Source organism: Acidovorax sp. CF316, from assembly GCF_000276605.1.
Taxonomy (GTDB): Bacteria; Pseudomonadota; Gammaproteobacteria; order Burkholderiales; family Burkholderiaceae_C; genus Acidovorax.
This window is the reverse complement of the sequence record NZ_AKJX01000013.1, coordinates 45,937-70,689: the sequence shown is the minus strand read 5'-3', so window position 1 is coordinate 70,689 and position 24,753 is coordinate 45,937. Positions and strand designations below refer to the sequence as shown.

The following is a 24,753-nucleotide window of genomic DNA, read 5'->3' as shown; positions in this document are numbered from 1 at the left end:
GCCGGCAGGCCCTGCCAGTGGCTGGGGCGGGCTCGTAGTGGGGTGGGCCTGCATGGTGGCGCCTGTCTCCTGGGATGTTGTTGTGTTCGCTCGCTCGATCGATCGGCTCTTTGGCAGGCGGCATGGTACGCAAATTCGCCCCGCAGGAGTTGAGGGGCATGGTCAGAATCCGGTTTGCGGGGGCGTGCCGAGGTGGTAGGCTGGCCGAGTGCCTGGCCCGTCCCCTTGCCAATTCGTTCATCCATGGAACCTGCCATCCACTTCCTCACCCGGCTCTTCGACGTCTCGCGGGAGCCCGAGAACCCCATCAACCCCATCCGGGGCCATTCCCTGCTCGAATGGCTGCGCACGCGCGTGCCCGCCCACCTGGACATGACCGACGCAGACGCCGAAGACTGGGGCTGGTACGCGCATGTGAGCTGGGAGGGCCGCACCTACATGGTGGGCGCCGCCGCCAACGAGAGCGAAGACGGCAAGCACGAATGGGTGCTGTCGCTGACCAAGCACCGCTCGCTCAAGGAGCGCGTGCTGGGCAAGGCGAAGATGGCCGGTGCCAGCGATCCGTGCTTCGGGTTCTTCCATGGCCTCATCGCGCAGGAGCCCGCGTTCGAGAAGGTTTCCGTGGAGGGGGCGAAGTGAGGCCTCAGGTTTTCGAGTCCACTTCGCTCGCACGCTGCACCTGATGGGCTGGCGCCTTGCGGTTTTGGCCGCCCTGGTATTGGTGCTGGGCTTTGCCCTGGCAGCGGGGGCTGTTGGCGAATGGCTCAGCCACCCGGCCACCCGCACGATGGGTCCGCCACCGCCGGATTTTTCAGCGCACGAAGTCCGCATCGACACAGCACCTTCGGGCCACGTGGCGGGCTGGTTTGCACCGGGCCAGCCAGACAAGGGGGCCGTGCTGCTGCTCCATGGCGTGCGCTCGGACCGCACCCAGATGCTGGGCCGCGCCAGGTTCCTGAACCGGGCGGGCCATGCCACCCTGCTGGTCGATTTGCAGGCGCACGGCGAGAGCACCGGCGAGCGCATCACTTTTGGCGCGCGCGAGGCGGCTGGGGTGCAGGCGGCACTTGCGTTCCTGCGGCGTGAATGCCAGGGCGAGCGCATCGCGGTCGTCGGCGTGTCGCTGGGCGCCGCCGCCACCGTGCTGTCACTGCCTTCCCCCGCGCCCCATGCGGTGGTGCTCGAATCCATGTACCCCACGATCGAAGATGCCGTGACCAACCGGCTCACCGGGGTGCTGGGCCCTGCGGGTGCAGTGTTGGCGGGTCCCCTGCTGTGGCAGCTGCCGCTGCGTGCCGGGGTCTCGACCCGTGACTTGCGGCCCATCGATCACATTTCCAGGCTGGGGGCGCCCGTGCTCATTGCCTCGGGGGCGCAGGACAGGCACACCACCTGGGCTGAAACCCAACGGCTTTTCGACGCGGCAGTCGAGCCCAAGGAACTCTGGCGCGTAGAGGGCGCTGCGCATGTGGATCTGCACGCCTTTGCCCCGCAGGCTTACGAGGGCAGGATTCTGGAATTTTTCGCAAGGCACCTGGGCACGGGCAGGTGAGCCTGGGGCCCGGATTGCCGGCATCGCACGCCGGGCAGCGGGCACTCGGGTGCAGAGAGGGCTCTTGGCTACCATCAGCCCATGTCCCGCTCCGAACGCCTACTCGCCCTGCTGCAGGTCCTGCGCCGCCACAGCCGGCCCATGAGCGGGCAGGCGCTGGCGGCGGCCCTGGACATCAGCCTGCGCACGCTCTACCGCGACATCGCCACATTGCAGGCCCAGGGCGCCATGATCGAAGGGGCACCGGGCGTGGGCTATGTGATGCAGCCTGGCTACATGCTCCCGCCGCTGATGTTCACCCCCGAAGAGATCGAGGCCTTGGCCCTGGGCCTGCGCTGGGTGGCCGACCGGGGCGATGTAGGCCTTGCGGGCGGCGCACGCGATGCCATGGCCAAGATCGGTGCGGTGTTGCCGGCCCCCTTGCGTCGTGAACTGGAGGCGTCGGCTGTGCTGGTGGGAGCGCGCGCCAAGCCTTCGCCCGCCATGGTGGTGGCGCAGGACCGCCTGCGTGCCGCCATCCGGGCCGAGCACGAGCTGCGCATCGTCTACCGGGACCCGCAGGGCGTGCAGTCCGAGCGCGTCATCTGGCCGTTTGCACTGGTGTATTTCGAAGAAGCCCGGGTGCTCTCGGCCTGGTGCGAACTGCGTGGCGATTTCCGCAACTTCCGCTCTGACCGCATCGTCGAGGCCGAGATGCTCGATGCGCGCTATCCCCAGCGCCGCCAGGCATTGCTGAAAGCCTGGCACCAGCGGGTGCGCGCCAGCGGTCGCACGATACTGCCAGAATTTGGCACCATGCCTTCCTAAGCTCGCTCCTTTCTTACCAAGGAGTCACGCATGAAGTTCGCATCCGTTCGCCTCGTCACCCAGCAGTTCGAAGCGCTGCTGGCCTTTTATACCCGCCTGTCGGGCACCACGGCGACCCGCCTGGCCGATGGCTTTGCCGAGGTGCGCCTGGAGGGCGCCACGCTGGCGATCTCCGAGGAGCGCCTGGTGCAATTGTTCAACCAGGGCGCCGCCACGGCAGCATCGAACCGTTCGGCCATCCTGGAGTTCGAGGTGGCCGACGTGGATGGCACACTGGCACGCATGGAGGAGGCCGCCGCCGAGATCGTCATGCCAGCCTCGGTGATGCCCTGGGGCAACCGCTCGGCCCTGCTGCGCGATCCCGACGGAAGTTTGGTCAACATCTTTTCCAGGCCCGTGGCTCAGGTGCCCTCTACCTGACCTGCCTGGGCTCCATCGACAATGGGCCATGGACATCACTATCGAAAGCATCGATGCCAGTGCGATGAAGCCGCTGGGGTTCACGCAGCTGCCCAGCTATCCAGTGCGGTTCTCCTCGGCCCTGGTCAGCGGCGCTGCGCGCCTTGTGCCCTTTGGGGATGACGCTTCGGAGTATCTTGGTCGAACGCTGTATGTGGAGCTTGCTCAGGAGCGGGTGAGCGGTTTTGAACGGGCTGCACCACCGCATTTTGAGGAGGCAATGGTCGCGCTGGAGGAGCAAGGTTCATTTCAAGTGCATGGCCGGATTGCTTCGGCAAGGGCTGCCTCCGATTCTTGCGGTTCCGTCGTGGTGACTGCAGTCGCTGGTGCTGCGGCTTTTTTCCTGTCGGACAAGGATTTCGCAGACGAGTCTCTTCAAGAAGGTGACGCGGTTACCTTCCGTGTCCATGGACTGTCTTTCTGGGACGAGCAAATTTAGATCCGCCGAACCTCTGCCTCATGAGACAACTGTCTTCTTCCTTGTCTTCCCGTTCCAAGTGGGGCCGCTTTCTCATCATCGTGTCGGGACTGCTGGTACTGGCTGCTGTTCGTTTGATGGAAGATGGGTTGTCCTGGCGGTTGGTCATTGAAGCGTGCGGAATGATTGCATTCTTCTGGGTAATGGACATGGTCTTTTCCTCCGATTTGGCAGATGAAGTGCAGGACTGCGGAGATCATCTGATGGTCCGTCGTGGAGAGGTCACGGAGCGAATCCCGCTGACCAATCTGCGCTCTGTCGAGGTGGACCCTGACGGGGAGGTCATGACGCTCCACTTTGTGAGATCCACTGCGTTCGGCCGGAAGATTGCGTTCAATCCGGTGGCAAGCTTGCGGCTCAACCCCTTTCGCGAGCATCCGCTGGTCGAGGACCTGATGAACCGCGCCCATGCGGCCAGGCTATAGCTGGAGACATCCACCCATGCACTTCACCCCCGTCAACTCCCCTTTGGCCCCCGCGCCTTCCGGCGGCTACTCCCAGGCCCTGGACGTGCAGGGCGCCACGCGCTGGCTGGTCATCAGCGGCCAAATCCCTGTTGACCGGGCTGGCGTGGTGCCCGCCAACTTCGCGGAGCAGGCCGATCTGGTGTGGAAGAACATCCTGGCCCAGCTCGATGCGGCCGGGATGGGCGTGGCCAACCTGGTGAAGGTGACCACGTTTCTCTCATCGCGGCAATACGCGCAGGAGAATGGCGAGGCGCGCCGGCGCGCGCTGGGCGCTCATGCACCGGCGCTCACGGTCATCATCGCCGGCATCTACGACGAGGCCTGGTTGCTGGAGGTCGAGGCCGTGGCGGCGGGGTGACACACCTCGCTCTGTTGCCTGCGCACAGGATCGCTGGGATCAACGCGGTCCCGGCTTTCGGGTGGCACAAGGCAAACACGGTCAATGTCGAGCACTTCGCATCTCAAGGGGCATCGCCCCGCTGAAGCCTGGTTTGAAAATCGCAAGCGGGCCTTGGGGTGTGATGGAGGATAATTTGGCTCTTATAAATGTGGCCTATTGAATCACTGGGAAAACAACGTGCTGTTAACTGATATCGCCGTCGAGCACACGCTGGCGTCTAAAAATGGAGGGCCTCGTGAGACGTTTTCTGTGCATCCCTTTACGAACACTCAACGGGATTCTCTTGGTAAGTTTGAGATCGTACGTAGCGTCCGTAAGCTTGGGGATAAAGAAGTGAAGTGCTCAACATTCGTTTCGTTTCAGCAGTTGGCGGAGTTATACGCAAAAGGGGTGCTCGACGAATTCGGGTTTTCCGTTCGTATGTGTGCTGCTGGTGGCAAGTACCCCAGTACGAATCCCGTAAAAAAAATACTCCCAACCAGTATCAAACCTGGCTCACCGTTCGACCTGGCGGTTCAAGGCATCGATGTTTCAAAACCAGCTACCCGCGAATTGAGAACAGCGTTGCTTCGCACTGACATCAAGCTTTAAGGGCACACCTGTGAGTCCATCTGTTGCCGATTTAGAAATCGTCGCTACTTTCAAGCGGGCCGAGGCAGATGCTGCCCACAAGTCCGGATTGATCAAAGCTGCTGCGAAAAAGGGCCCGAAGGCCATCCAGGCAGCCGTCGACGCAGCTGCAAAGGCGGCAAAACGCCGGGACGCATACGCAAAGAAGCTGGATGCCTTGGGCGTGAGTCTCAAGGATTGAGGCATCATCCGCCGATTTCCGGGACCAGCCGCTGAGCGCAACGGTCGTCGGGACGATCATATGGCCGCTTGTGGAGCAGATCCGGGTGCTCTTGGTACCACTCTTTCATGGCCTGCATCGGCGTCCGCTCTGCCCAAACGTTGGGCGACCGCTTTCCGGAAGAGGTGACTGTCAGCTTTGGGGCACGAGCCTGCCCAAAACCCCTGCCATACTTGATCTGGTGTGGTTGATTTTTCTATCCGTCGGCTTCACCTGACTCCCTTTTCGCGACAGCCCTGCATGCCTACCCCTCTCACGCCGTCCGCAAAGCTACTGCAACTGCTACCCGAGGCGGTGGTGCAGACCGATGCGCTGTGGGAGATCACTTACCTGAATCCGGCGTGGACAACGCTCACCGGCCATTCGGTGGAGGCAGCGCTCGGCAGGTCCCTGCTTGAATTTGTGCATCCCGGCGACATTGGCACCATGCGCTCGGGCATGCCGGTGTTCCGGTTGCGATTTGCCGACGCGAACTATCGCTGGGTGCGTCTGAAACTCCACCCGGAGACGGATGCGGCGGAGCGGGTGATCAGCCGCCAGGGTGTCCTGATCGAGATCACCGAGGTCACCGAGCAGGTGCTGGTGGAGATTCGCCAGCGCTTTTTGCGCTTACTGGAAACCATTGATGGCGTAGTTTGGGAAGCTGAAATCGGCGTGGGCAATACTTTCCTGAGCCCGCAGGTCGAACGGTTGTTCGGTTTCTCCGTGGAGGAGTGGCGGTCTGACCCGGGCTTTTGGCGGGCGCATGTGCATCCCGATGATCTGGCGCAGGCCCTGCTTATCGATGATGCCGCCTACAACGCGACGCACAGCTATGCCTACGAGATGAGTTATCGGCTGATTGCAAAATCCGGCAAGGTCGTGTGGGTGCGCGATCTGTGCCGCGCAGTGGTCGAACCGGGGCGGCCGAACCGCATGATCGGCCTGATGATCGACGTCACCCAGCAGAAGAACACCGAACTTGAGTTGTTGCGCTCCGAAAACCGCTATTCGCTGGCGACCCTTGGATCCAATGACGGCATCTGGTACTGGGACTTGCGAACTGACGCCCTGCATGTGTCCGGGCGCTTTCACCAGATCGTCGGGCTGGGTAGCGGCGATCATGTACACGACGGTGGATGGAGCTTTCTGGAGCAACTCATCGATCCCGAAGATCGCGTGCGCGTGCAGGCGGCCTACCGCAGGCATCTGTCGGGGAACAGCCCGAACTTTTCGGTGGATTTCCGCGCGTTCCACGCGGCTGGACGGCTGATGTGGGTCAATTGGCGCGGGCTCGCCGAGTTTGAAGACGGCGTTGCGGTGCGCATGGCGGGCTCGTTGAGCGATCTGGCTGACCGTGGCAGTTCCTACGATGCGCTGACCAGCTTGCCCGGCCGGCCGTTGTTCCGCGATCGCCTCGCGAATCTCATGGCGCTGCACCAGCACGAGGCTGCGAATGGTGATGGCGTGCCAACACGCGATGGAACCACCATGTTCGCCGTGCTGCTGCTGGATCTCAACGGGTTCAAAGCCGTCAATGACAACTACGGGCATCATGTGGGCGACCGGCTGTTGCAGCAGGTGGCGCGGCGGCTCGAATCCTGCGTGCGGGCGGTTGATCTGGTCGCCCGCATGAGTGGTGACGAATTCAATGTGCTGTTGGAGTCCATTGATCCCGCTGAGGCCAGCAACCGCGCTCAACAGATCGCCGCCGCCCTCGCAGCGCCTTATGTGGTCGGCGAACACACCGTGATCAGTGGCGCGAGCATTGGACTTGTCAGCAGTGCATCCAGGCTGGCGACGGTGGACGACTACCTGCGCGCCGCAGACACCGCGATGTACCAGGCCAAAAGCCAGTCATCGGGCGTGTGCGTGTTTCAATAAAAGGTGTCAGAGACGACTTCCTGCGCGGCTGTCGCATGGCTCGTTTCACCCGTCCCCTTTTGGTCCGGACAGGACATGAACCTGCCCGCGTTTTGTGCCAAAGGTCGCTGTTGTGGAGACTAGCTGAATGACCGCAAACGAGCTACGAGCTTCGCAACGATTGGACGCAGCCATCACCGAATGCCTCAGTTAAGCCTGAAGCGGCCGTCAACTTTTCACTCCCCAAATGGCAGCTTTGGCCGATTGCCGGCATCGAAGCAGGGGCAGTATCGGACCCAAAGCGGACCTCGGCTGAAGCCCTAATTCGCAACCTGACGCTGCTTGCGCGCAAGCGAGGCGCAGCGATGCCGCAACGATTGATGACTACGATGGAGAGTCTCCGCAGTCGCCTGCAGTTGCCGAGCGATTGCGTCGCTTGAAAGAGCACCGCGCTCTAGCCATTTCAGCGCAAGATCAACCCAGTAGCTTGATGAGCTGGTGAGTCCCGCCAATGTAACTTGCTCAAGCGTCGCTATTCCGCTGTATTCGGCGTGCGGACGCTCCAGATGGATGAGTAGGGTGACGGGATTGATCGCATCTTCATGCATGGCAAAGTCCGCTTTTGGCCGATGGCCGCCATCGTATCAGCGGCTGCCACGGGCCCCTTGCGGCCACCGCTTCAGGACGAGCGCGTCTTGCCGATAACCAGAAGGTTACGATGAAAAGCCTACTCGCTCTGCTGCTGGTCAGCGCCTGCTTCCAGGCGCAGTCCGCCAACCTGCCTCCCTGCAACAAGGCGGTGCGTTTCAGTGCGGCTTGGTTCGCCGACCCGGAAGTGGACAACGCCAAACCGGCCGCCGAACTGACGAAGATCGGCGCGGGCGCCGGCCGCAGCGGTACGCAACTCGGCCACGTCGTTGTCGAGACCAAGCTGGCGGTGATGCCGCAGACCAGTTGCCAGGGCGTCGTCGTGCGGCTGGATTACATCAAACCGGTGCTGCGCGTGGCCAGCGAGCTCCCGCCGGGCAGCTGTGCCTATGCGCACGTGATGAAACACGAGCAGACGCATGTGCGCATTCACCGCGACATCGCGCGCCAGTTCCGCGAGCTGGACTATCCCTGGGCCTCAGGCGGCAACAGCGCGGGCATTCTGGTCTACGCGAAACAGGAACTCGACCGCCTGATGCAAGCCCAGGTGATGTTCGACAACCCCGAGGAATACGCCAGCAACTTCAGCGCGTGCGGTGGTGAGATTGCGCGGCTGGTGAAGCCAGCGGCGTCTACCAAGTCGGGGCAGACACCGGGTTGAGGCAACCGCCTTCCGCGAAGGCTGATTGGTCGCGCCTTGGGCTGGACCAGGCTGATGCCGACGGTCAGGCTTGCTGCCGCCGAGACCGGAGTGAGCCACCGCGCCGACCTTCCAGAATATCCCGCAGGTTTTGCGATGTACATCACGTTGGGCCGCACGGCAGGCTCAACATCGTGTATCTGCTGCTGCTCGCTCCGTCCTTCGCTCTGCGGTCTAAGCCCTCGATCAAGCGGAGCACTGCCGGAAGGCCACGAGGCCCGAGCTGGCTGTCCACGGTACGGGCGCTAGCTCGGGCCAAGCCCGCTTACCTCGAACGCTGAACCTCCGCTTTCAGCTGCCGCGACCGGCTGCTTCTGGCCGATAGCGGCAGTCTGGCTGGTCGCGCCCGTGCCCCGTGTCACCCCCAGAAGGCGGGTCAGCGAAGCTGAGCAGATGTCCATCGCCGACAACCCCCCGGCCTCGCCGCTCAGGGCGCATCTGGAAACCGCTCCACATACACCTCCCCCTTGCGGCCGAAGTAGCTCACATGCCGCCCGGCGATCCACACCATGTAGCCCACGCAGCCCGCGGCGCGGGAGAGCTTGAGGAACTCCGGGTACATCACCTCGCCGCACTGTGCGCCGCGGATGGCGGCCTGGATGCCTGCAGCGTCGAAGGCCTCGCCGATGGGCGTGGCTGGCGGTGGCGGCAGGGCCACGGCATGGGTTTCCCCGCCGGGCAGGTAGTAGGTGGTGGCCTCGCTGCGGTAGTCCGCAAAATACGCCTCCACGCCGGCCCCGGTGAGCGCCTGCACGATGGCGCCGAAATGGGCCGTGCCGTCCTTGGAGGCCTGGGCGCAGCGTTCGATGGTGGCGATGGTCGTTTCGTTCATGGGGGTCTTTCAGGGATGGGTTCTTGGATTCAACTGCGCGGCACCTGCTGCCATTGGTGCAGGCGCACCATCTCCTGCAGCAGGCGCGCCAGCCGCTGGCGCTCGGCTTGGGGCAGGTGGCCGAAGAACTTCTCGTCGTTGGCGTCGGCTTTGGCGGCCAGCACGGGCACCAGGGCGCGGCCGGCCGGGGTAAGCGACAGGGTGTGGCTGCGCGCGTCCGTTGGCGCACCCGCGCGTGCCACCAGGCCCTGGTCCTCCAGCCGGGCCACGACCTTGGAGACGGCGCCCTTGGTCATGCCCAGGGCCTGGGTCAGCGTGGCGTGGGTGGCCGCGCCTTGCGGGCCGCCATCGCTGGCGTCGAACAATGTGCGCAGCGCCACCCAGTCGGTGACGGACACGCCCGATGCCTCCACCGCCTGCTGGAACCCGGCCGACACCTGGTTGGAAACAAAGCGCATCCAGTAGCCCAGGTGGGCTTCGAGGGGGCTGGGCGGGTTGGTTTTTTTCATGATTGGTTTTTCAGGAAACTATTTCGTTGGCGAGTTTGGTTTCCTTGGAAACAAAATACAAGACCCACGTTCGTGTAGCCTGCCGCACCATGGATTCGCTGATCACCGCCGCCGCCCGTGCGCTTGCCGCCGGCGATGCGCTGGGCGCGCTGCAGCGGGTGGCCCTGCGCGATGACCCGCCTGCGCTGGCGCTGCGCGGCATTGCCATGGCGCAGCTGGGCGAGCACCCCCGGGCGCGTGAGCTGCTGCGCCGCGCGGCCAAGGGGTTTGGCGCGCACGAGGAACTGGCCCGCGCCCGCTGCGTGGTGGCCGAGGCCGAGGTGGCCCTGGCCCAGCGCGACCTGAACGGCCCGCCGCATGCCCTGGTGGCCGCTGCGGCGGCGCTGGCGGTGCGCGGCGACCGGGCCAACGCCCTGCAGGCAAGGCTCATCGCGGCGCGCCAATGGCTGCTGATGGGCCGGCTGGGCGAGGCCGCGGCCCTGCTGGCCCCGATCGACCTGCAGGAGCCGGGCATGCCGCCCGCGCTGGCCGCGGTGGCGGGGCTCGCACTGGCCGAGCTGGCCCTGCGCTCGCTGCGCGTGGCCGCGGCGCGCGAGGCGCTGGCCCAGGCGCGCGAAGCGGCCGCGCGGGCCCGCGTGCCGGCACTGGCGGCCGAGGTCGTTGAAGCCCTGGCCGCGCTGCAGCGCCCTGCGGCGCGGCGCCTGCTGCCGGGCGATGGCGGGGCCGCACAAGAGCAGCCGCTGCGCCTGGACGAGGTGGCGGCGCTGCTCGCCTCGGATCTGCTGGTGGTCGATGCCTGCCGGCACCGGCTGGGCGCTGGGGCGGCGGAGGCGCCAGAGGGGCAGGGCGGTGGTGCGGCCCCGACCTGGCTGTCCCTCGCACGCCGGCCCATCCTGTTTGCCCTGGCCTATGCCCTGGCCCAGGCCTGGCCCGGCGATGCGGACCGCGATGCGCTGATCGCCAGCGCCTTTCGCACGCGCGAGCCCGACGAAACCCACCGTGCCCGGCTGCGCGTGGAGCTGGGCCGCCTGCGTGCGCTGGCCAAGCCCTGGGCCCGCATTGAGGCCACGGCGCGTGGCTTTGCGCTGCGGCCCCTGGATGGGCGCGAGGTGGTGGTGCTGGCGCCGCCCATCGCTGGCGAGCAGGCCTCGCTGCTGGCACTGTTGGCCGATGGAGCGGCCTGGTCCACCTCGGCCCTGGCGCTGGCGCTGGGCGACAGCCAGCGCACGGTGCAGCGCGCCCTGGCCGAACTGCAGGCGCAAGGCCGCGTGCGCTCCATCGGCCAGGCACGCACGCAGCGTTGGCTGGCCCCGCCCCTGGCGGGATTCACGACAATCTTGTTACTCCCTGGCGTTCGCTCATTTGAATAGAGTTCATCCATCGCCCCCCACAAGCCGGGGTCGAACCCCAAAGGAGTACCCCATGCCCATCACCGACTGCAGCCCCGACAGCGCCAGCCGCACCGCGCCCACGGGCGTCCCCGCCCGCCCCGCCGAGATCGTGCGCGAGTACGGCCCCTTTGCCGGCGCCCGCACCGTGGCCGGCGTCACGCACGACGGCCAGCGCGTGTGGGCCGCCACGGGTGCCAGCCTGGTCGCCTTCGACCCCGCCAGTGGCGAGACCACGCGCACCCTGGGCCTGCCCTGCGATGCGGGCACGGCCTTCGATGGCCAGCACCTGTACCAGATCGCCGAGTCGCGCATCGACAAGATCGACCCGGCCACGGGTGCTGTGGTGGCCTCCATCCCGGCCCCCGGCAAGGGCGCCGACTCGGGCCTCACCTGGGCCGAGGGCAGCCTGTGGGTGGGCCAGTACCGCGACCGCAAGATCCACCAGATCGACCCCGCCACCGGCGCCATCCGCCGCACCATCGAATCCAACGCCTTCGTGACCGGCGTGACCTGGGTCGATGGCGAGCTGTGGCACGGCACCTGGGAGGGCGATGCCAGCGACATCCGCCGCATCGACCCGCAAAGCGGCGCCGTCATCGAGCGCCTGCAGATGCCCGCCGGCACGGGTGTGAGCGGGCTCGAATCCGACGGTGCCGACCTGTTCTATGCCGGCGGTGGCGAAAGCGGAAAAGTCCGCGCCGTCCGCCGCTCCAAAGCGGCATAGCGCCCGGCGGGCCAACCGCGGCCCGCTCTCCCTCATCTCACCAAAACCCTGTGCAGCAATTGCCCCATGTCGGGCAGTTGGAGCCGCCGCATGGGCCCCTGTTCGACAACCCCGTGAAGGAGCACCTTATGACCGAGACCCAGACAACACCCACCCACCACCCCGTCGTCCCGCGCAGCGAATGGCTGGCCGCGCGCCGGGCCCTGCTGCTGCGCGAAAAAGAGCTTTCGCGCCAGCAGGACCGCATCGCCGTCGAACGTCGCGCGCTGCCCTGGGTGCGGGTGGACAAGGCCTATGCCTTCGACACCACCGCCGGCCCGCGCACCCTGGCCCAGCTGTTCGACGGGCGGCGCCAGCTGCTGGTGCAGCACTTCATGTTCGGCCCCGGGTGGGAGCAGGGCTGCCCGAGCTGTTCGTACATGGCCGACCACATCGATGGCATGAACATCCACCTGGCGAGCCGTGACATCACCCTGGTCGTCGTGTCCCGCGCACCCCTGGACCAGATCGAACGCTTTCGCCAGCGCATGGGCTGGCGCTTCCACTGGGTGTCGTCGCACGGCAGCGACTTCAACCACGATTTCGGCGTGAGCTTCAGCACCGAGCAGGTGGCGCGCGGCGAGGTGCCCTACAACTACACGGTGCAGCGCTTTCCGGCCGAGGAGGCGCCGGGCATCAGCGTGTTCCACAAGGAGCCGGGCGAGGGGGCGGAGGTGTTCCACACCTACTCCACCTACGGCCGCGGGGTGGAGGTGATGATGGGCACCTACCCCCTTGTCGACCTGACCCCCGTGGGCCGCAACGAGCCCAACCCCGAGTACACGATGGACTGGGTGCGCCACCACGACCGCTACGAGGGCGCCGCGCCGTTCCAGCCCGCGCCATCGCCGCTGGCCGCAACGGCACAGGCCTTGGGTGCCACGGCCGGCGGCTGCTGCCACGCCCAGGCCTGACGGGGGCACCGCCATGGAAGCGCTATGGCCCTGGCTCGCCATGGCGGGCATGGGCGCCCTGCACGGGTGCGTCGCCGCCACGCGTCGGGCCCATGCCTTGCAAATGCTGCTACCCCTGGTGGCCGGGCATGCGGCCGCCGTGGCCTGGGTGCTGGCGGGCGCGCTGGCGCTGCCGCAGGCCCTGGCCTGGGTGCTGGGCCTTGCCGCCATAGGGCTGGCGGCAAGGCAATGGCGGCAACGGCATGCCGCGGTGCATGCCGGCCTGGCGCTGGGCTGCTTTCTCGTCTCGCTGCTGCATGGTGAGGGGCTCATGCTGGTGCCCGCGCTGGCGCCGCTGTGCCTGGGCGGCCCGGCACCGGGGCAGGGCGCAGCGTTGTGGACCAGCCCCGTGCTGCTGGATGTGCTGGCCGCGATGGCTGCACACCTGGCGGCCATGCTCGCGGTGGCGGCGGCGGCCGGCACCGTGGCGGGCCTGGCCAGCCGGGGCGCGAGAGCCTGCGCACTATCTGCTGCGAGACCCTGCGCAGACGCAGGGGGTCATTGACCGCGCTCTCCGGCCCACAGCGCCTCCGGCGCGCGCATCGCGTCTGCCAAGTAGCCCACCATCGAGGCGATGCGGCCCGACACCGCCGACTGCTTGTAGTACACCGCGCTCACCGGTTTGGTCTTGGCCATCACCACCTGGGACAGCACCTCCACCAGGCGGCCCTCGGCGAGGTCGCGCGCGGTCATGAAATCCGACAGGCAGCCGATGCCCATGCCTGCGATCGCCAGCTCCCGGATGGTCTCGCCGCTGCCCGACATGATGGTCGGCTCGATGCGCAGGGGCTGGCCGTCGCCGGCCAGCAGCGGCCAGACGTTCAGCACGTCGGGCTGGATGAAGCCGATCAACTCGTGGTTGCGCCGCAGGGCATCGGCGTCCTCGGGCACCCCATGGCGAAGCAGGTAGCCCGGGCTGGCCACCAGGCGCACCCGGGTGTGCCCCAGGAGCCGGCTGTGCAGGGTGGAATCCTTGAGCTCGCCGATGCGGATGGCCAGGTCTACGCGGCGCTCCAACAGGTCGATGAAGCCCTCGTTGCTGTGCAGCACCAGCTCCACCTCGGGGTGCTGCGCGCGGTAGGCCGGCAGCAGCGGCACCAGCACGTGCAGCATGAAGGGCGAGGCCGCATCCACGTGCAGCGGGCCGGACGGCCGGCCGCGCCGCTCCATGAGCCGGTCTTCGGCAATGCGCACCGACTCCAGGATGCGCCGGGCGTCCTTGGCAAAGCCGCAGCCCTCGTCGGTCAGGTGCAGGCGACGGGTGGTGCGCTGCAGCAAGGTGGTCTGCAGCTTTTCTTCCAGCCGCGCCAGCAGCCGGCTGGTGGTGGACACCGGCTGGCCCAGGTGCTCGGCCGCAGACGTGAGCGAGCCCGTGTCCACCACCGCGAGAAACACCTCCACCTCTTCCAGCGTTGCCTTCATATTCCCGAAATCCAGAAAAGTATTTTCTTGATTGTCCACTTTACTGGGAAAGACTGCTTGCCCACAATCAGCCCATCCGGGAAAACCCGCAACCCTCTCTGAATCCCATGCACGCCCAACCATCCCCTGTCCCGGCCGAATCGGCGCCAGATACTTCGTCCTCTGCGTGGCCGCTGGCCGCACTCTCCATCGGCGCATTCGGCATCGGCACCACCGAGTTCGGCCCCATGGGCATGCTGCTGGACATTGCCAAGGGCGTGGAGGTGTCCATCCCCTCGGCCGGCATGCTGGTGTCGGCCTACGCCATCGGCGTGACCCTGGGCGCCCCATTCATGACGCTGCTGCTCGGCCGCTGGCCCCGGCGCCGGGCGCTGGTGCTGCTCATGGCCATCTTCACGCTGGGCAATCTGCTCTCGGCCATGGCGCCGGGCTATGCCAGCCTGATGGTGGCGCGCATCGTCACCAGCCTCACGCACGGCGCCTTCTTCGGCATCGGCGCCGTGGTAGCGGCCAGCCTGGTGCCGCGCGACAGGCAGGCCAGCGCCGTGGCCACCATGTTCCTGGGGCTCACGCTGGCCAACATCGGCGGCGTGCCGGCGGCCACCTGGCTGTCCGACAGCCTGGGCTGGCGCACCTCTTTCGCCGTGATCGCCACGCTGGGCGTGCTGGCCATGGCTGCGCTGCGGCTGGCCCTGCCACCGGGCCAGGCCATGCAGGCGCCCATCGCCATCCGTTCGGAGCTGCGCGTGCTGCGCCGGCCGGTGGTCGTGGTGGGTTTGATGACCACGGTGCTCAGCTCGGCCGCGATGTTCGCGCTGTACACCTACATCAACCCCGTGCTCAAGACCTTTTCGGGCGCCACGCCGGGCGAGATCACGGGCCTGCTGGCCCTGGTGGGCGTCGGCTTCACCATTGGCAACACCGTGGGCGGCAAGCTGGCCGACCGCTCCGTCGACAAGACGCTGGTGGGCTTTTTGCTGCTGGTGGCCGCCAGCATGGTGGTCTTCCCCTGGCTGGCCACGAGCAAGCTGGGTGCGGCCATCGGCCTGGTGGTCTGGGGCACGGCCGCCTTCGCCCTGGTGCCCCCGGTGCAGATGAAGGTGATGCGCGCCGCGGCCGAGGCGCCCAGCCTGGCATCGTCGATCAACATCGGCGCCTTCAACCTGGGCAACGCCATCGGGGCGGCTGCGGGCGCCATCGTGTTGGGCAGCGGCCTTGGGTACCACAGTGTCATGCTGGCGGGCGCAGGCCTGGCCGTCATGGCCCTGGCCCTGGTGGTCTGGTCGGGGCGCAGCCCGGTGGCTGCGCCCCGGCCGGTTGCCGAATGCGCTTGAGCTAACCCAGCCGGCGTTCTTGCCGCAACTGCGTGCCGAGGCGCCGGATCTCCGCCTCGCCCTGCGCGAGCGCGGCGCGGCTGGTGTGCACGGAGTAGCGGCCCATCACCAGTTCGTGCGGGTGCTTGGCGGCCGAGCCCAGCACGAAGTGCGTGTCGCCCCGGGCCGTGAAGTCGATGGCGCCTTCGGACTCCTCGAACACGGCCAGCTCCCCAGTATCCACGGCACCCCCTGCGTTCAGCGCACCGGCTGCCACCGCCACCCAGGCCACCGTGTGGCCCGCAGGCGGCACATAGCGCCAGTGCTCGCCATCGCGCAGTTGCACGGCCAGGTAGGCCATGGGCGAGGGCGCTTCGATGGGGCTCAGCACCCCGCCATGGCCGCCCAGCAGCACGCGGGCCGGGCCGGCCTGCGGGATCTCCTGCGGCGCCAGGTACTGGCTCAGCGCGGGCGCATTCTCCAGCGCGGCGGGCAAGGCCACCCAGAGCTGAAAGCCCAGCGAAGGCGAATCGCCCACGGGCGCGCCGGTGTGCCACACGCCATTGCCTGCGCGCATCCACTCCACGCTGCCGGCGCTCAGCGCGCCGCTCTTGCCGGTGGTGTCCTCGTACGAGATGGCGCCGTCGATCAAATAGGTCAGCGTGGCAATGCCCGAATGCGGGTGCATGCCGAAGCCGCGGAAAGCGGCCGGCGAGTCCGATGCGAACAGGTCCAGAAAGACAAAGGGCTTGATCCACTCGCCCACGTCGCCAGGGCTCACCAGCCGCGTGATGGGCCCGTGCATGCTGCCGCGCGTGCGGTAGGCAATGGCGCGGGTTGTCGTGGTGGCCACAGGGGCTTCTGCCAAGTCGATGCTCATACAGCCTCCCTTGCGGTCTTCAGGGCCTTCGCCCACCAGGCCATGTCGTCCAGCAGCCCGCTGGCCGACTGCGCCAGGTGCGGGTAATCGGTAAAGGCCTTGCCCTCGCGCCAGATGCCCATGAACTCGGCCATGCCGATGTGCACGGCATTGCGCACGGGCGCCATCTGCACCTCGGTGGCCACCAGGCGCAACTGCTCCACGGCGCGCGCCGCACCCACGCCGCCGTAGCCGACAAAGCCGATGGGCTTGCGCGCGAACTCCTTGTACGCATAGTCGAACGCGTTCTTGAGCACGGCCGTGGGGCCGTGGTTGTACTCGGCGGTGATCACCACCAGGCCATCGAGCGTGGCCAGCTTCTGCGCCCAGCGCTGCGCGGCCTCGTTCTTCACCGGTGCCCAGGCGGGCGACAGTGGCTCATCGAAGAAGGGCATGGGGTAGTCGCGCAGGTCCACCAGCTCCGCAGAGACATCGGTGCGCTGGCTGGCGATGCCGTGGAACCACTGCGCCGGCTTGTCGGCAAAGCGGCCCTCGCGCGTGGAGCCGATCACGATGCCGATGTGGGGCAATTGGGAAATTGTCATAGGTGCTTTCCTTCCTGGTGGGTTCGTGAAGGGGCAGCGCGCCCCGATGCCATGAAGGTTAGGGCGCACCCCATTGATTGAATAGATGGCACAATGGGATTGAACTCATCCATTTTTAATAGATATCCATGGCCACCGATGCCACCACCGCCGCGCTCGACCTCAACGACATCGCCCTGTTCGTGCAGGTGGTGCGCAGCGGCAGCTTTGCCGAGGCTGCGCGCCGCCTGGGCCAGCCGCCCAACACCGTGAGCCGGCGCGTGCAGCAGCTCGAGGCGCAGCTGGGCACCCGGTTGCTGCAGCGCTCCACCCGCAAGCTCACCCTCACCAGCGCGGGCGAGGCCTTCCACGAGCGCTGCGCGGGCGCGGTGGATGGCCTGCAGGAGGCGGGGCAGGAGCTGCGCCTGGGCAGCGACGAGCCCACCGGCTGTGTGCGCGTGGCGGTGCCGGCGGATTTCTTCGACTTCTTTCCCATGGAATGGATCGCCGGCTTCCTGGCCGCGCACCCGCGTGTGCGGCTCGATTTCGTGCTCAGCGATGCCCGATCCGACCTGATCGCCGAGCGCATCGACGTGGCCTTTCGCGGCGGCGAGGTGGGCGACTCGGGCTACGTGGGCCGCCAGCTGTTCGGCGCCCGGGGCGACGGCCTGGTGGCCAGCCCCGCCTACCTGGCCGCGCGCGGTGTTCCCGCCACGCTGGCCGACCTGGCCGGGCACGATGCCGTCGTGGCCAGCCATGCCGGCAGCAGCGGCACGTGGCGCCTGGTGGGGCCCGATGGCAGCGTGCACGAGGTGCCGCAGGCCACCGGCCGCTTTGGCGCCAACACCGCCCAGGCCCTGCGCCGCGCCGCCGTGGCCGGCCTGGGCATTGCGCTGCTGCCTGCGGGCATGTCCCGGCTCGACGTGCAGGCCGGCCTGCTCGTGCCCGTGCTGCCCCAGTACCAGCGCAAGGGCCAGGGCCTGACCGTGCTGTACCCGAGCCGCCGGCACCTGCCGCTGGCGGTGTCGGCCTTCATCGCGCTGGTGGTGGACAAGCTCGGTGAGCTGGAGGGCACACCAGAAGGGCGGTGTTGAAGCAGGCGGCCTACCAGTTCGACGGCACGTACTTGTTGCCTGCCGCCCTGTAGCGCTCGATCGCGGCCTGCAGCTGGGCCTGCTGCTGGCAGCCGCTGGCGCCGCACTCGCTGCCCAGCGTGGCCAGGCGCGCCTGCGCCTTGTCGAGCTCGCCCTTCATCAAATACAGCTCGCCCGAATACTCCAGTGCATTGCGGTGGCGCGGGTCGATGCGCAGTGCCTCGTCGTAGTGCCGTTCGGCGGCGGCCAGGTCCGGCGCCTTGCTGTTGCGCAGCGTGTAGCCCATCAGGTTGTTCCAGTCGGCGCTGCCCGTGTCGTTGATGCGCCGGAGCTCGTCGAGCGCCGCCGGCCACTGCAGCGACCGGGTCAGGTAACGTGCCTGGGCCAGCTTGTCTGCCGCCGGGGCGGGTGCCGGGGCCGCGGCAGGCGTTGCGGAGCGTGCGGGGAACACCGGCGGGTGGTCGGCGGCATGCGCCGCCTGGGTCAGCAGCAGCGCCAACAGCGTGGCAGACAGGGTAGGCAACAGCCGTGCGCTCGGGGATGTGGTCATGGCGTTCTTCCTTCTTCAAGTAGCGGTCGGTGAAAGCGGTGAAACAAAAGGCACCGAAGCTACTTACGACGCAAGAGGGCAGACGGATCCCGGGGAGGCAGATCTTTTTGCGGTTCGCTGCCTGCCTCACCAGACCTTGACGCAATGCCCCGTGAGCACGAACGGCCCCGATGGCGCCCCCCCGGCCTGCACCGGCGCGGGCTCGAAGCTCACGGCCAGCTGCGAGACCGTGAAGAACAGCTTTTCCGACGTGTCGGGCAGAGCGATGCGGGCCGAGCCACTGGCCGGCACCACGCCGACCGCGAGGGGGGCACCGCCGTCCTTGGGCAGGGCCCACAGCTGGGCCACCTGCCCGGCGGGCACGGCCAGCGGCTGCAGCAGCTTCACCGTGAGCTGGCGCCCCTGGCGGCGCGAGCTGGCCACCAGCGTGGGCTTGCCGCCGCCATCGAGCAGCAGGCCCACATAGCTGGCGGGCAGCGCATCGGCCCGGGGCTCCAGACCCAGCATGCCCGGTGCCACGCGCACCAGCACCGCGCACAGCAGCAGGCCGGCCAGCGCGCCCGCGATGGTGCGCCCCGACAGCACGCCCAGCAGGGCCTGCACCGCACGCTGCCAGGCCGATGCTGCTGCCGACGAATGTGCTGGCTGGGGCGTGCCGAACAGGCGCTGCTCGATCTTCTGCCAGGTCGCCTCGGGCGGCTGCTGGGGCACAGTGGACAGGTCCAGCACCGCCAGGCGCTGGCGCCAGGCATCGACGGCCTGCACTGCGGCGGGCGATGATTGCAGCACGCGCTCGAAGCGGCGCCGCGCGCGGCCGGCCAGCGTGCCCAGCGCGTACTCGCGGGCCAGCCGGTCCAGGCGTTCGGGCAACAGGTAGTTCATGGCTGCGTCACCCCCGCGGCTTCGAGGCAGGCCCTGAGCTGCTCCAGCCCGCGCCGCACCCAGCCCTTGGCCGTGCCCAGCGGGGCATTGAGCGCCTGGGCAATCTCGGTGTGCACCATGCCCCGGTAGTAGGCCAGCGCCAGCGCCTGGCGCTGCGCGGCCGGCAGCGCACCCATGCAGCCGTCGATCTTCGCCTTCACCAGGCTGTCGTCCAGCAGCTGCTGGGGCCCGTGCGCGGCATCGGCCGCCAGGCCGTCCCGGGCGTCCTGGGCCTCGTCGCCCAGGTCGGTGGTCAGCGCCAGCTCGGCCTTGCGCGCGCGCAGCGCGTCGATGGCCTTGTTGCGCACGATGTTGATCATCCAGGTCATCGGCGCGCCCGCACCTGGCTTGTACGCGGCCGCGTTGTGCCAGATGTTCACGTAGGCTTCTTGCAGCACGTCGTCTGCCCAGTTCTCATTCCTCAATATACGCAGCGCCACCGCAAACAGACTCCCGCAGGTGGCCTGGTACAGGGATTTGAACGCGGCGCGGTCCTGTAGCGCGACGCGCGCCATCAGGGCGGGCAGGTGGGTGTCTGGGGCCATGGGTGGTGCGAGCGGTGGGTGTCCCGAATGCGGAGGGGGCCGCCCGCGCAGAATACCAGCGCGGCGCTAAGGGTTCGCCCTGGTGGCCCGGAGGGCCTGCTCTGAACCGCCAGGTCGGCCCTTGCCGGCCTACCAGGTCGACGGCACGAACCGGTTGCCCGCCGCCTTGTAGCGCTCGATGGCGGCATGCAGTTGTGCGTGCTGCTGGCAACCGCTGGCGCCACATTCTCCCGACAGCGTGGCCAGTCGCGCCTGCGCCTTGCCGAGCTGGCCTTTCACCAGGTACAGCTCGCCCGAATACTCCAGCGTGTTGCGGTGGCGCGGGTCGATGCGCAGCGCCTCGTCGTAGTGCCTGCCGGCCGCGGCCAGGTCCGGCGCCTTGCCGTGGCGCAGGGTGTAGCCCATCAGGTTGTGCCAATCGGCGCTGGCCGTGTCGTTGACACGCCGGAGTTCATCCAGCGCCGCGGACCACTGCAGCGACCGGGTGAAATAGCGTGCCTGGGCCAGCCTGTCCGCTGCCGGCGCCGGTGCCTGCGCAGCCGGCTGGCTCGCGGGGCGGGTGGGGGCGGGCGGTGGCGGTGGAGGTACTGGCGGCAGGTCTGCCGCATGGGCGGCAGTGGTGGCCGCCACCTGCACCAGCAGGGCAGCGGTGGTGGCAGACAGGGAAAGCAGCGTTCGTCCGGTCGAGGTGGTCATGGTGTCCCTTGGATTGGAGCCGCAGCCATGCAGCGGCGCGCCAGCATGCCCTGGTCCGCGGCTTTGTGCAATGGCCGCCCGCTTCAACCCGGGATGCGCGCGATGACCTTGATCTCGAAGTCGAACCCCGCCAGCCAGTTGACCCCGACCGCCGTCCAGTTGGGGTAAGGGGCGCTCGGAAAGATGTCGTTCTTCACGGCCATCATGGTCTCGAACTGGTTTTGCGGATCGGTGTGGAAGGTGGTCACGTCCACGATGTCGTCCAGGGTGCAGCCGCCGGCCTGGAGGGTGGCCTGCAGGTTGGCGAAGGCCAGGCGCACCTGGGCCTCGAAATCGGGCTCGGGCGAGCCGTCGCCGCGGCTGCCGACCTGACCGGACACGAACAGCAGATCGCCGGACTGGATGGCTGCCGAATACCGGTGGTTGGCATACAGATCGTGGCGATCGGCAGGAAAAATGGGTTTGCGCTGGCTCATTGGGGGCTCCATGGGTTGGTTGATGGAGCCACTGTAGTCCTGGCGATTGTTTGGATAAAGCCACCATCTCCTGCATCACTGTTTGTAAAATGCAGACAATCCAAGGAGAACTTGCATGGACAGGTTTGATGGCATGCGGGCCTTTGTGCGGGTGGTCGAGTCGGGCAGCTTCACCCGGGCGGCCGACAACCTGGGCTGGAGCCGCACCACGGTGACCCAGCTGGTGCAGCAGCTGGAGGCGCGGCTGCAGCTCAAGCTGCTGCACCGCACCACGCGCCGCGTCAACGTCACCACCGATGGCTCCGCGTACTACGAGCGGGTGGTGCGCCTGCTGGCCGAGCTCGACGACATCGAGGGCAACCTGCCCGGTGCCCCCACGGCACCGCGCGGCCTGCTGCGCGTGGACGTGCCCAGCCCCCTGGCCAACATCCTGCTGGTGCCGGCGCTGCCCGCGTTCCATGCGCGCTACCCCGACATCCAGCTCGACATGGGCGCCAGCGACCGCAAGGTCGACCTGATCGGCGAGAACGTCGACTGCGTGGTGCGCGGCGGCGAGATCCGCGACCAGGGCCTGGTAGCGCGCCAGGTCGGCGACCTGCAGCTGGGCGTGTATGCCGCGCCGGCCTACCTGGCACAGGCCGGCACGCCCCGGCACCCCGATGAACTGCGCGACCCGCGCCACCGCATCGTGCGCTACCGGTGGGACGGGGACCTGCCTTATGCCATGCGCAAGGGCCGCGAGACGGCCCAGGTCGGCGGGCGCTACATGCTTGCCATCGACGACGGCAACGCCTACCTTACCGCGGGGCTTTCGGGGCTGGGCGCGCTCTGGCTGCCCGATTACATGGCCCGGCAGCATGTGGCCAGCGGCGCGCTGGTGCCGCTGTTCACGGACTGGCGCATCGATGCCATGCCGCTCTATGCGGCCTACCCGCCCAACCGCTATGTGAGCAAGCAGCTGCGGGTGTTCATCGACTGGGTCGTGGAGCTGATGGCGGTGCATGCGCCGCGCCAGCAGCAGCCGTTGGCGTGACCGGCAGCCGCACCTTTTCAACGCCAGTCGTCATCCGGTTTTTCCAGGCGGCCGATCGGCCGTCCGTGCCTCGTCGCATGCCCGGATGGTCCCGTTGGCCTGGCCCATCAAAAAGATCTTGAACAGGTTCTAAGCCTTGGGAGCCAGTTGCTGGAACAGGAAGCTGTAGAGCAAGGCCTCTCTTCGCGCGTGGATGTTGGGGTCGGTCCGCCCCGAGTGGCCGCCGGCGATCTCTTCATACAGCCACACCCTGGCATGGCCCAGCGCCCGCAGATGTGCCACCATCTTCCGTGCGTGCGCAGGGTGCACCCGGTCATCGTTGCGATTGCCCAGAAAGAGGATCGGGGGGTAGGCAACCGCCTCACTCGCGGGCTTGGCATTCTGGTAGGGCGACCAGCGTGCCAGCGATTCGCGATCGGCCGGCTTGTCTGGATCGCCGTATTCCTCCATCCAGGATGCGCCGGCAAACAGCCTCGAGAAGCCCAGCATGTCCGTCAGCGGCACCCTCGACACCACGGCGCCGAACAGTTCGGGGCGCTGCACCATCACCGCCGTGACCAGCGCTCCGCCATTGCTGGCACCGTAGATGCCCAGCCGCGCGGGCTGCGCGATGCCGCGTTGCGCCAGATCCGTAGCCACCGCGATGAAATCGTCGAAAGCGCGTTGCCGCCCTGCGCCCTTTGCGGCCAGTGCCCAGGCCGGCCCGAACTCGCCCCCGCCGCGGATATGCGCCATCACATAGACACCGCCGTACTGCAACCAGTTGATGCCCGGCATGCGCTGGTAGTCCAGCTCCAGCGCGATGCCGAAGCCGCCATAGCCGTACAGCAGCACGGGCGCGTCGGCGGCCGGCTGTGCGGGCCCGATCACCGTGTAGGGGACCATCGTCCCATCGCTCGAGCGGGCCTGCAGTTGGCGCACCACCATGCCATCGGCCTTGAATGCCTCAGCCTGGGTTTTCAGGGGGGCGGGCCACGACTGCGGCGCGGAGACATCCACCAAGGCCAGGGCCTGCGGGGTGACCGGCGCCTGGGTGGTCAGCCAGACCCGGTTGTCTTTTGCCCCCTGGTCGGCACGCACGTGCAAAACCCCCGCTTCGGGCGCAGGCAGCGGCTCCAACGCAAAAGCCTTGCCGTCCCAGCGCGCAAAGGTCAGGCGGGGGCGCATGTCCTCACCCGAGGCGATCACGATGCCGTCGCGCACCGCATCCGTCCAGGCCAGGCGCTTGCGCGGCTCACCTGCAAACAGCAGGTGCAGCTCACGGGTCGCCTCTGTGGCCTGTGGCAACGCCACGGCGATCAGGCTGCCTTCGCTGAACGTGCGGCCGCTCGTGGTCCAGGGCGTGCGCAGCAGCACCAGCAGCCAATCGCGCTCGATCCAGGCATCGGCGTCATCGGGCACGTCGATCTTGGCCAGCGTGCCGTCCAGGTGCAGCAGGTGCCGCTCCGTCTGGTGGAACTGCTTGCTTCGCCGCACCAGCGCCACGGGGGGCAGGCCGTCGCGCCCGCCCGACCGGACGGAGACCGACACATCCGAAGCCTGGCCGCGCAGAAGCTCGGGCGCGGCGGCCACAGGCGTGCCACGCTTCCAGCGCCGCGCCGTCATCGCGTAGCCGCTGCTGGTGGTGGTGCCCGGTCCAAAATCGGCCGCAACCAGCACCTCGTCGGCGCCGAACCAGCCAGCCGTCATCTTCGCCGCCGGAAGGTTGAAGCCACCCGCGACGAAGGCGCGGTTTTCCAGGTCGAACTCTCGCATCTCGACCTTGTCCTCGCCGCCCGAAGACAGAAAGATCAGCGCGCGTTGCGTCGGTGCATGCACGGCCATGCCGGTGTAGACCAGGTTCCGCGATTCGTCGCGCGCCAGGTCATCGAAGTTGATCAGCACCCGCCAGGAAGGCCGCTCCTTCGAGAACTCTTCCAGCGAGGTGCGCCGCAAGATGCCGTGGGGCTGCCGCGCGCTGCGGTAAAAGTTGTAGAGGTGGTCACCGTGCCGGGTGGGATACTGGATATTCGCCGGATTCGAGAGGCTTGCCAGTACGTCTCTGCGGCGCCGTGCGAAATGCGACTGGCGCTCGATCAGCGCCATCGCCTCGCTGTTGCGTGCGTTGACCCACTCCAGCGCGCGCGCCGAATCGACATCCTCCAGCCATGCGTGCGGGTCCGTGGCAACGGCCTGCGCATGCACTGCTGCGCCCGATGCCAGCAACCCCCATCCCAACGGCCATGCGGCCAGATCCCTGCGCTTGATGTCCATCGCTCCTCCCTGTTGTGCCTGCATTGTGCATGCGTGCGTCCAGGGTCTTTCCCAGCGCCCGCTTGCCTGGCTCGGCCTCGCATTTCACGCCGACAGGCGGCGGTCGAGGAACGCCGGAAGTGACACCTAGCTGCGGCTATGCCGATGCATTGAAGACCACTGAGGTTCGCGCCGAACCATCCAGCTGTAGCTGGCTCCATCGACTTCAACGACCCTTTGGACGGGGCGACGGGTTTGCATCGGACTTGTTGCCAGCGCGTGGCAATCTCTCCGCTTACGCCTTTGCCCCCACTTGGGGCTGGGTGCGGAGCAGGCGGCCGTACACAGATGGAGCAAGCCACAGGGATGCGGGGCCC

30 protein-coding genes and 1 pseudogene are annotated in these 24,753 nt (G+C 67.4%); 18 read left to right on the top strand and 13 right to left on the bottom strand.

From position 1 onward, the window contains the following. The first annotated feature begins 243 nt into the window (after window positions 1-243). The 9 genes from PMI14_RS01860 (at window position 244) to PMI14_RS33955 (ending at window position 4,974) form a co-directional block, all read left to right on the top strand. The gene (locus tag PMI14_RS01860; RefSeq protein ID WP_007848744.1) at window positions 244-639 is read left to right on the top strand and encodes a hypothetical protein; all 396 of its coding nucleotides are present in this window, start codon (window positions 244-246) and stop codon (window positions 637-639) included. A 43-nt stretch (window positions 640-682) separates the two neighbouring features. Further along, a complete protein-coding gene (locus PMI14_RS01855; RefSeq protein WP_007848742.1) occupies window positions 683-1,552 on the top strand; it encodes an alpha/beta hydrolase in 870 nt (289 codons plus the stop codon). An 81-nt stretch (window positions 1,553-1,633) separates the two neighbouring features. Continuing rightward, on the top strand, window positions 1,634-2,359 hold the full coding sequence (locus PMI14_RS01850; protein ID WP_007848739.1) for a YafY family protein: 726 nt from the start codon (window positions 1,634-1,636) through the stop codon (window positions 2,357-2,359). Between the two features lie 30 nt (window positions 2,360-2,389). Then, a complete protein-coding gene (locus tag PMI14_RS01845; RefSeq protein ID WP_007848737.1) occupies window positions 2,390-2,779 on the top strand; it encodes a glyoxalase/bleomycin resistance/extradiol dioxygenase family protein in 390 nt (129 codons plus the stop codon). Between the two features lie 28 nt (window positions 2,780-2,807). Continuing rightward, window positions 2,808-3,257 carry a hypothetical protein gene (locus tag PMI14_RS01840; RefSeq protein WP_007848734.1) on the top strand — a complete coding sequence of 150 codons (450 nt, stop codon included), beginning with the start codon at window positions 2,808-2,810 and terminating at the stop codon, window positions 3,255-3,257. Between the two features lie 41 nt (window positions 3,258-3,298). Continuing rightward, window positions 3,299-3,721: a hypothetical protein gene (locus tag PMI14_RS01835; RefSeq protein WP_146187940.1), complete on the top strand. Its 423-nt coding sequence runs from the start codon at window positions 3,299-3,301 to the stop codon at window positions 3,719-3,721. Window positions 3,722-3,737: 16 nt separating this feature from the next. Next, a complete protein-coding gene (locus PMI14_RS01830; protein ID WP_007848731.1) occupies window positions 3,738-4,121 on the top strand; it encodes a RidA family protein in 384 nt (127 codons plus the stop codon). Between the two features lie 219 nt (window positions 4,122-4,340). Beyond that, window positions 4,341-4,754, top strand: a complete 414-nt coding sequence (locus PMI14_RS33960) for a hypothetical protein (RefSeq protein ID WP_081497245.1) — start codon at window positions 4,341-4,343, stop codon at window positions 4,752-4,754. Window positions 4,755-4,764: 10 nt separating this feature from the next. Beyond that, entirely contained in the window at window positions 4,765-4,974 is a 210-nt protein-coding gene (locus tag PMI14_RS33955; RefSeq protein ID WP_081497244.1) for a hypothetical protein, read from the top strand. 4 nt (window positions 4,975-4,978) lie between these two features. Here PMI14_RS33955 and PMI14_RS34665 read toward each other — a convergent pair. Further along, window positions 4,979-5,101, bottom strand: a pseudogene (locus PMI14_RS34665) (IS481 family transposase); the annotation flags it as partial. Window positions 5,102-5,253: 152 nt separating this feature from the next. Between PMI14_RS34665 and PMI14_RS01825 the strand changes: the two are divergent. Further along, window positions 5,254-6,876: a sensor domain-containing diguanylate cyclase gene (locus PMI14_RS01825; RefSeq protein WP_007848729.1), complete on the top strand. Its 1,623-nt coding sequence runs from the start codon at window positions 5,254-5,256 to the stop codon at window positions 6,874-6,876. Window positions 6,877-7,175: 299 nt separating this feature from the next. Here the strand turns inward: PMI14_RS01825 and PMI14_RS34660 are convergent, their stop codons facing one another. Continuing rightward, window positions 7,176-7,463 carry a hypothetical protein gene (locus PMI14_RS34660; protein WP_146187939.1) on the bottom strand — a complete coding sequence of 96 codons (288 nt, stop codon included), beginning with the start codon at window positions 7,461-7,463 and terminating at the stop codon, window positions 7,176-7,178. A gap of 110 nt (window positions 7,464-7,573) precedes the next feature. Here PMI14_RS34660 and PMI14_RS01820 point away from each other — a divergent pair, with 110 nt between their 5' ends. Next, entirely contained in the window at window positions 7,574-8,164 is a 591-nt protein-coding gene (locus tag PMI14_RS01820) for a hypothetical protein (RefSeq protein WP_007848727.1), read from the top strand. A 466-nt stretch (window positions 8,165-8,630) separates the two neighbouring features. On the opposite strand, the gene PMI14_RS01815 is transcribed toward PMI14_RS01820, so the two are convergent. Continuing rightward, window positions 8,631-9,035 carry a DUF1398 domain-containing protein gene (locus PMI14_RS01815; RefSeq protein ID WP_007848724.1) on the bottom strand — a complete coding sequence of 135 codons (405 nt, stop codon included), beginning with the start codon at window positions 9,033-9,035 and terminating at the stop codon, window positions 8,631-8,633. Between the two features lie 29 nt (window positions 9,036-9,064). Continuing rightward, complete coding sequence (locus PMI14_RS01810) at window positions 9,065-9,544, bottom strand: MarR family winged helix-turn-helix transcriptional regulator (protein WP_007848721.1); 480 nt, start codon at window positions 9,542-9,544, stop codon at window positions 9,065-9,067. Window positions 9,545-9,633: 89 nt separating this feature from the next. On the opposite strand from PMI14_RS01810, the gene PMI14_RS01805 reads away from it, so the two are divergent. The 4 genes from PMI14_RS01805 (at window position 9,634) to PMI14_RS01790 (ending at window position 13,156) form a co-directional block, all read left to right on the top strand. Then, entirely contained in the window at window positions 9,634-10,914 is a 1,281-nt protein-coding gene (locus tag PMI14_RS01805; RefSeq protein ID WP_007848714.1) for a hypothetical protein, read from the top strand. Window positions 10,915-10,966: 52 nt separating this feature from the next. After that, a complete protein-coding gene (locus PMI14_RS01800; RefSeq protein ID WP_007848711.1) occupies window positions 10,967-11,659 on the top strand; it encodes a PQQ-binding-like beta-propeller repeat protein in 693 nt (230 codons plus the stop codon). A 128-nt stretch (window positions 11,660-11,787) separates the two neighbouring features. Next, a complete protein-coding gene (locus PMI14_RS01795; protein WP_007848709.1) occupies window positions 11,788-12,612 on the top strand; it encodes a thioredoxin family protein in 825 nt (274 codons plus the stop codon). Window positions 12,613-12,625: 13 nt separating this feature from the next. After that, entirely contained in the window at window positions 12,626-13,156 is a 531-nt protein-coding gene (locus tag PMI14_RS01790) for a hypothetical protein (protein ID WP_146187938.1), read from the top strand. On the opposite strand, the gene PMI14_RS01785 is transcribed toward PMI14_RS01790, so the two are convergent. Further along, complete coding sequence (locus PMI14_RS01785) at window positions 13,150-14,073, bottom strand: LysR family transcriptional regulator (protein ID WP_007848704.1); 924 nt, start codon at window positions 14,071-14,073, stop codon at window positions 13,150-13,152. The genes PMI14_RS01790 and PMI14_RS01785 overlap by 7 nt on opposite strands. A gap of 107 nt (window positions 14,074-14,180) precedes the next feature. Between PMI14_RS01785 and PMI14_RS01780 the strand changes: the two genes are divergently transcribed. Then, window positions 14,181-15,407: an MFS transporter gene (locus PMI14_RS01780; protein ID WP_007848702.1), complete on the top strand. Its 1,227-nt coding sequence runs from the start codon at window positions 14,181-14,183 to the stop codon at window positions 15,405-15,407. A gap of 1 nt (window position 15,408) precedes the next feature. Here PMI14_RS01780 and PMI14_RS01775 read toward each other — a convergent pair whose 3' ends face one another. Continuing rightward, window positions 15,409-16,266, bottom strand: coding sequence for a pirin family protein (locus tag PMI14_RS01775; protein ID WP_007848700.1), 858 nt, complete (start codon window positions 16,264-16,266; stop codon window positions 15,409-15,411). Then, complete coding sequence (locus tag PMI14_RS01770) at window positions 16,263-16,850, bottom strand: NADPH-dependent FMN reductase (RefSeq protein WP_007848699.1); 588 nt, start codon at window positions 16,848-16,850, stop codon at window positions 16,263-16,265. Before PMI14_RS01770 ends, PMI14_RS01775 begins: the two co-directional genes overlap by 4 nt. Window positions 16,851-16,978: 128 nt before the next feature. Here PMI14_RS01770 and PMI14_RS01765 point away from each other — a divergent pair, with 128 nt between their 5' ends. Continuing rightward, window positions 16,979-17,923, top strand: coding sequence for a LysR family transcriptional regulator (locus tag PMI14_RS01765; protein ID WP_007848696.1), 945 nt, complete (start codon window positions 16,979-16,981; stop codon window positions 17,921-17,923). 10 nt (window positions 17,924-17,933) lie between these two features. On the opposite strand, the gene PMI14_RS01760 is transcribed toward PMI14_RS01765, so the two are convergent. The 5 genes from PMI14_RS01760 to PMI14_RS01740 all read right to left on the bottom strand — a co-directional run bounded on the left by PMI14_RS01760 (window position 17,934) and on the right by PMI14_RS01740 (window position 21,111). Then, window positions 17,934-18,473, bottom strand: coding sequence for a M48 family metallopeptidase (locus tag PMI14_RS01760; RefSeq protein ID WP_007848695.1), 540 nt, complete (start codon window positions 18,471-18,473; stop codon window positions 17,934-17,936). 126 nt (window positions 18,474-18,599) lie between these two features. Continuing rightward, window positions 18,600-19,355 (bottom strand): anti-sigma factor domain-containing protein, encoded by a 756-nt coding sequence (locus PMI14_RS01755; protein WP_007848692.1) that lies wholly within the window; start codon window positions 19,353-19,355, stop codon window positions 18,600-18,602. Then, window positions 19,352-19,939 (bottom strand): sigma-70 family RNA polymerase sigma factor, encoded by a 588-nt coding sequence (locus PMI14_RS01750; protein WP_007848691.1) that lies wholly within the window; start codon window positions 19,937-19,939, stop codon window positions 19,352-19,354. The genes PMI14_RS01755 and PMI14_RS01750 overlap by 4 nt, the downstream gene beginning before the upstream one ends. 129 nt (window positions 19,940-20,068) lie before the next feature. Then, window positions 20,069-20,635: a hypothetical protein gene (locus tag PMI14_RS01745; protein ID WP_007848688.1), complete on the bottom strand. Its 567-nt coding sequence runs from the start codon at window positions 20,633-20,635 to the stop codon at window positions 20,069-20,071. Between the two features lie 83 nt (window positions 20,636-20,718). Beyond that, window positions 20,719-21,111, bottom strand: a complete 393-nt coding sequence (locus tag PMI14_RS01740) for a RidA family protein (protein ID WP_007848685.1) — start codon at window positions 21,109-21,111, stop codon at window positions 20,719-20,721. A 115-nt stretch (window positions 21,112-21,226) separates the two neighbouring features. Between PMI14_RS01740 and PMI14_RS01735 the strand changes: the two genes are divergently transcribed. Continuing rightward, window positions 21,227-22,144: a LysR family transcriptional regulator gene (locus PMI14_RS01735; RefSeq protein WP_007848682.1), complete on the top strand. Its 918-nt coding sequence runs from the start codon at window positions 21,227-21,229 to the stop codon at window positions 22,142-22,144. Window positions 22,145-22,273: 129 nt separating this feature from the next. Here the strand turns inward: PMI14_RS01735 and PMI14_RS01730 are convergent, their stop codons facing one another. Continuing rightward, window positions 22,274-24,397: a prolyl oligopeptidase family protein gene (locus PMI14_RS01730; RefSeq protein WP_007848678.1), complete on the bottom strand. Its 2,124-nt coding sequence runs from the start codon at window positions 24,395-24,397 to the stop codon at window positions 22,274-22,276. Window positions 24,398-24,753: the final 356 nt, after the last annotated feature.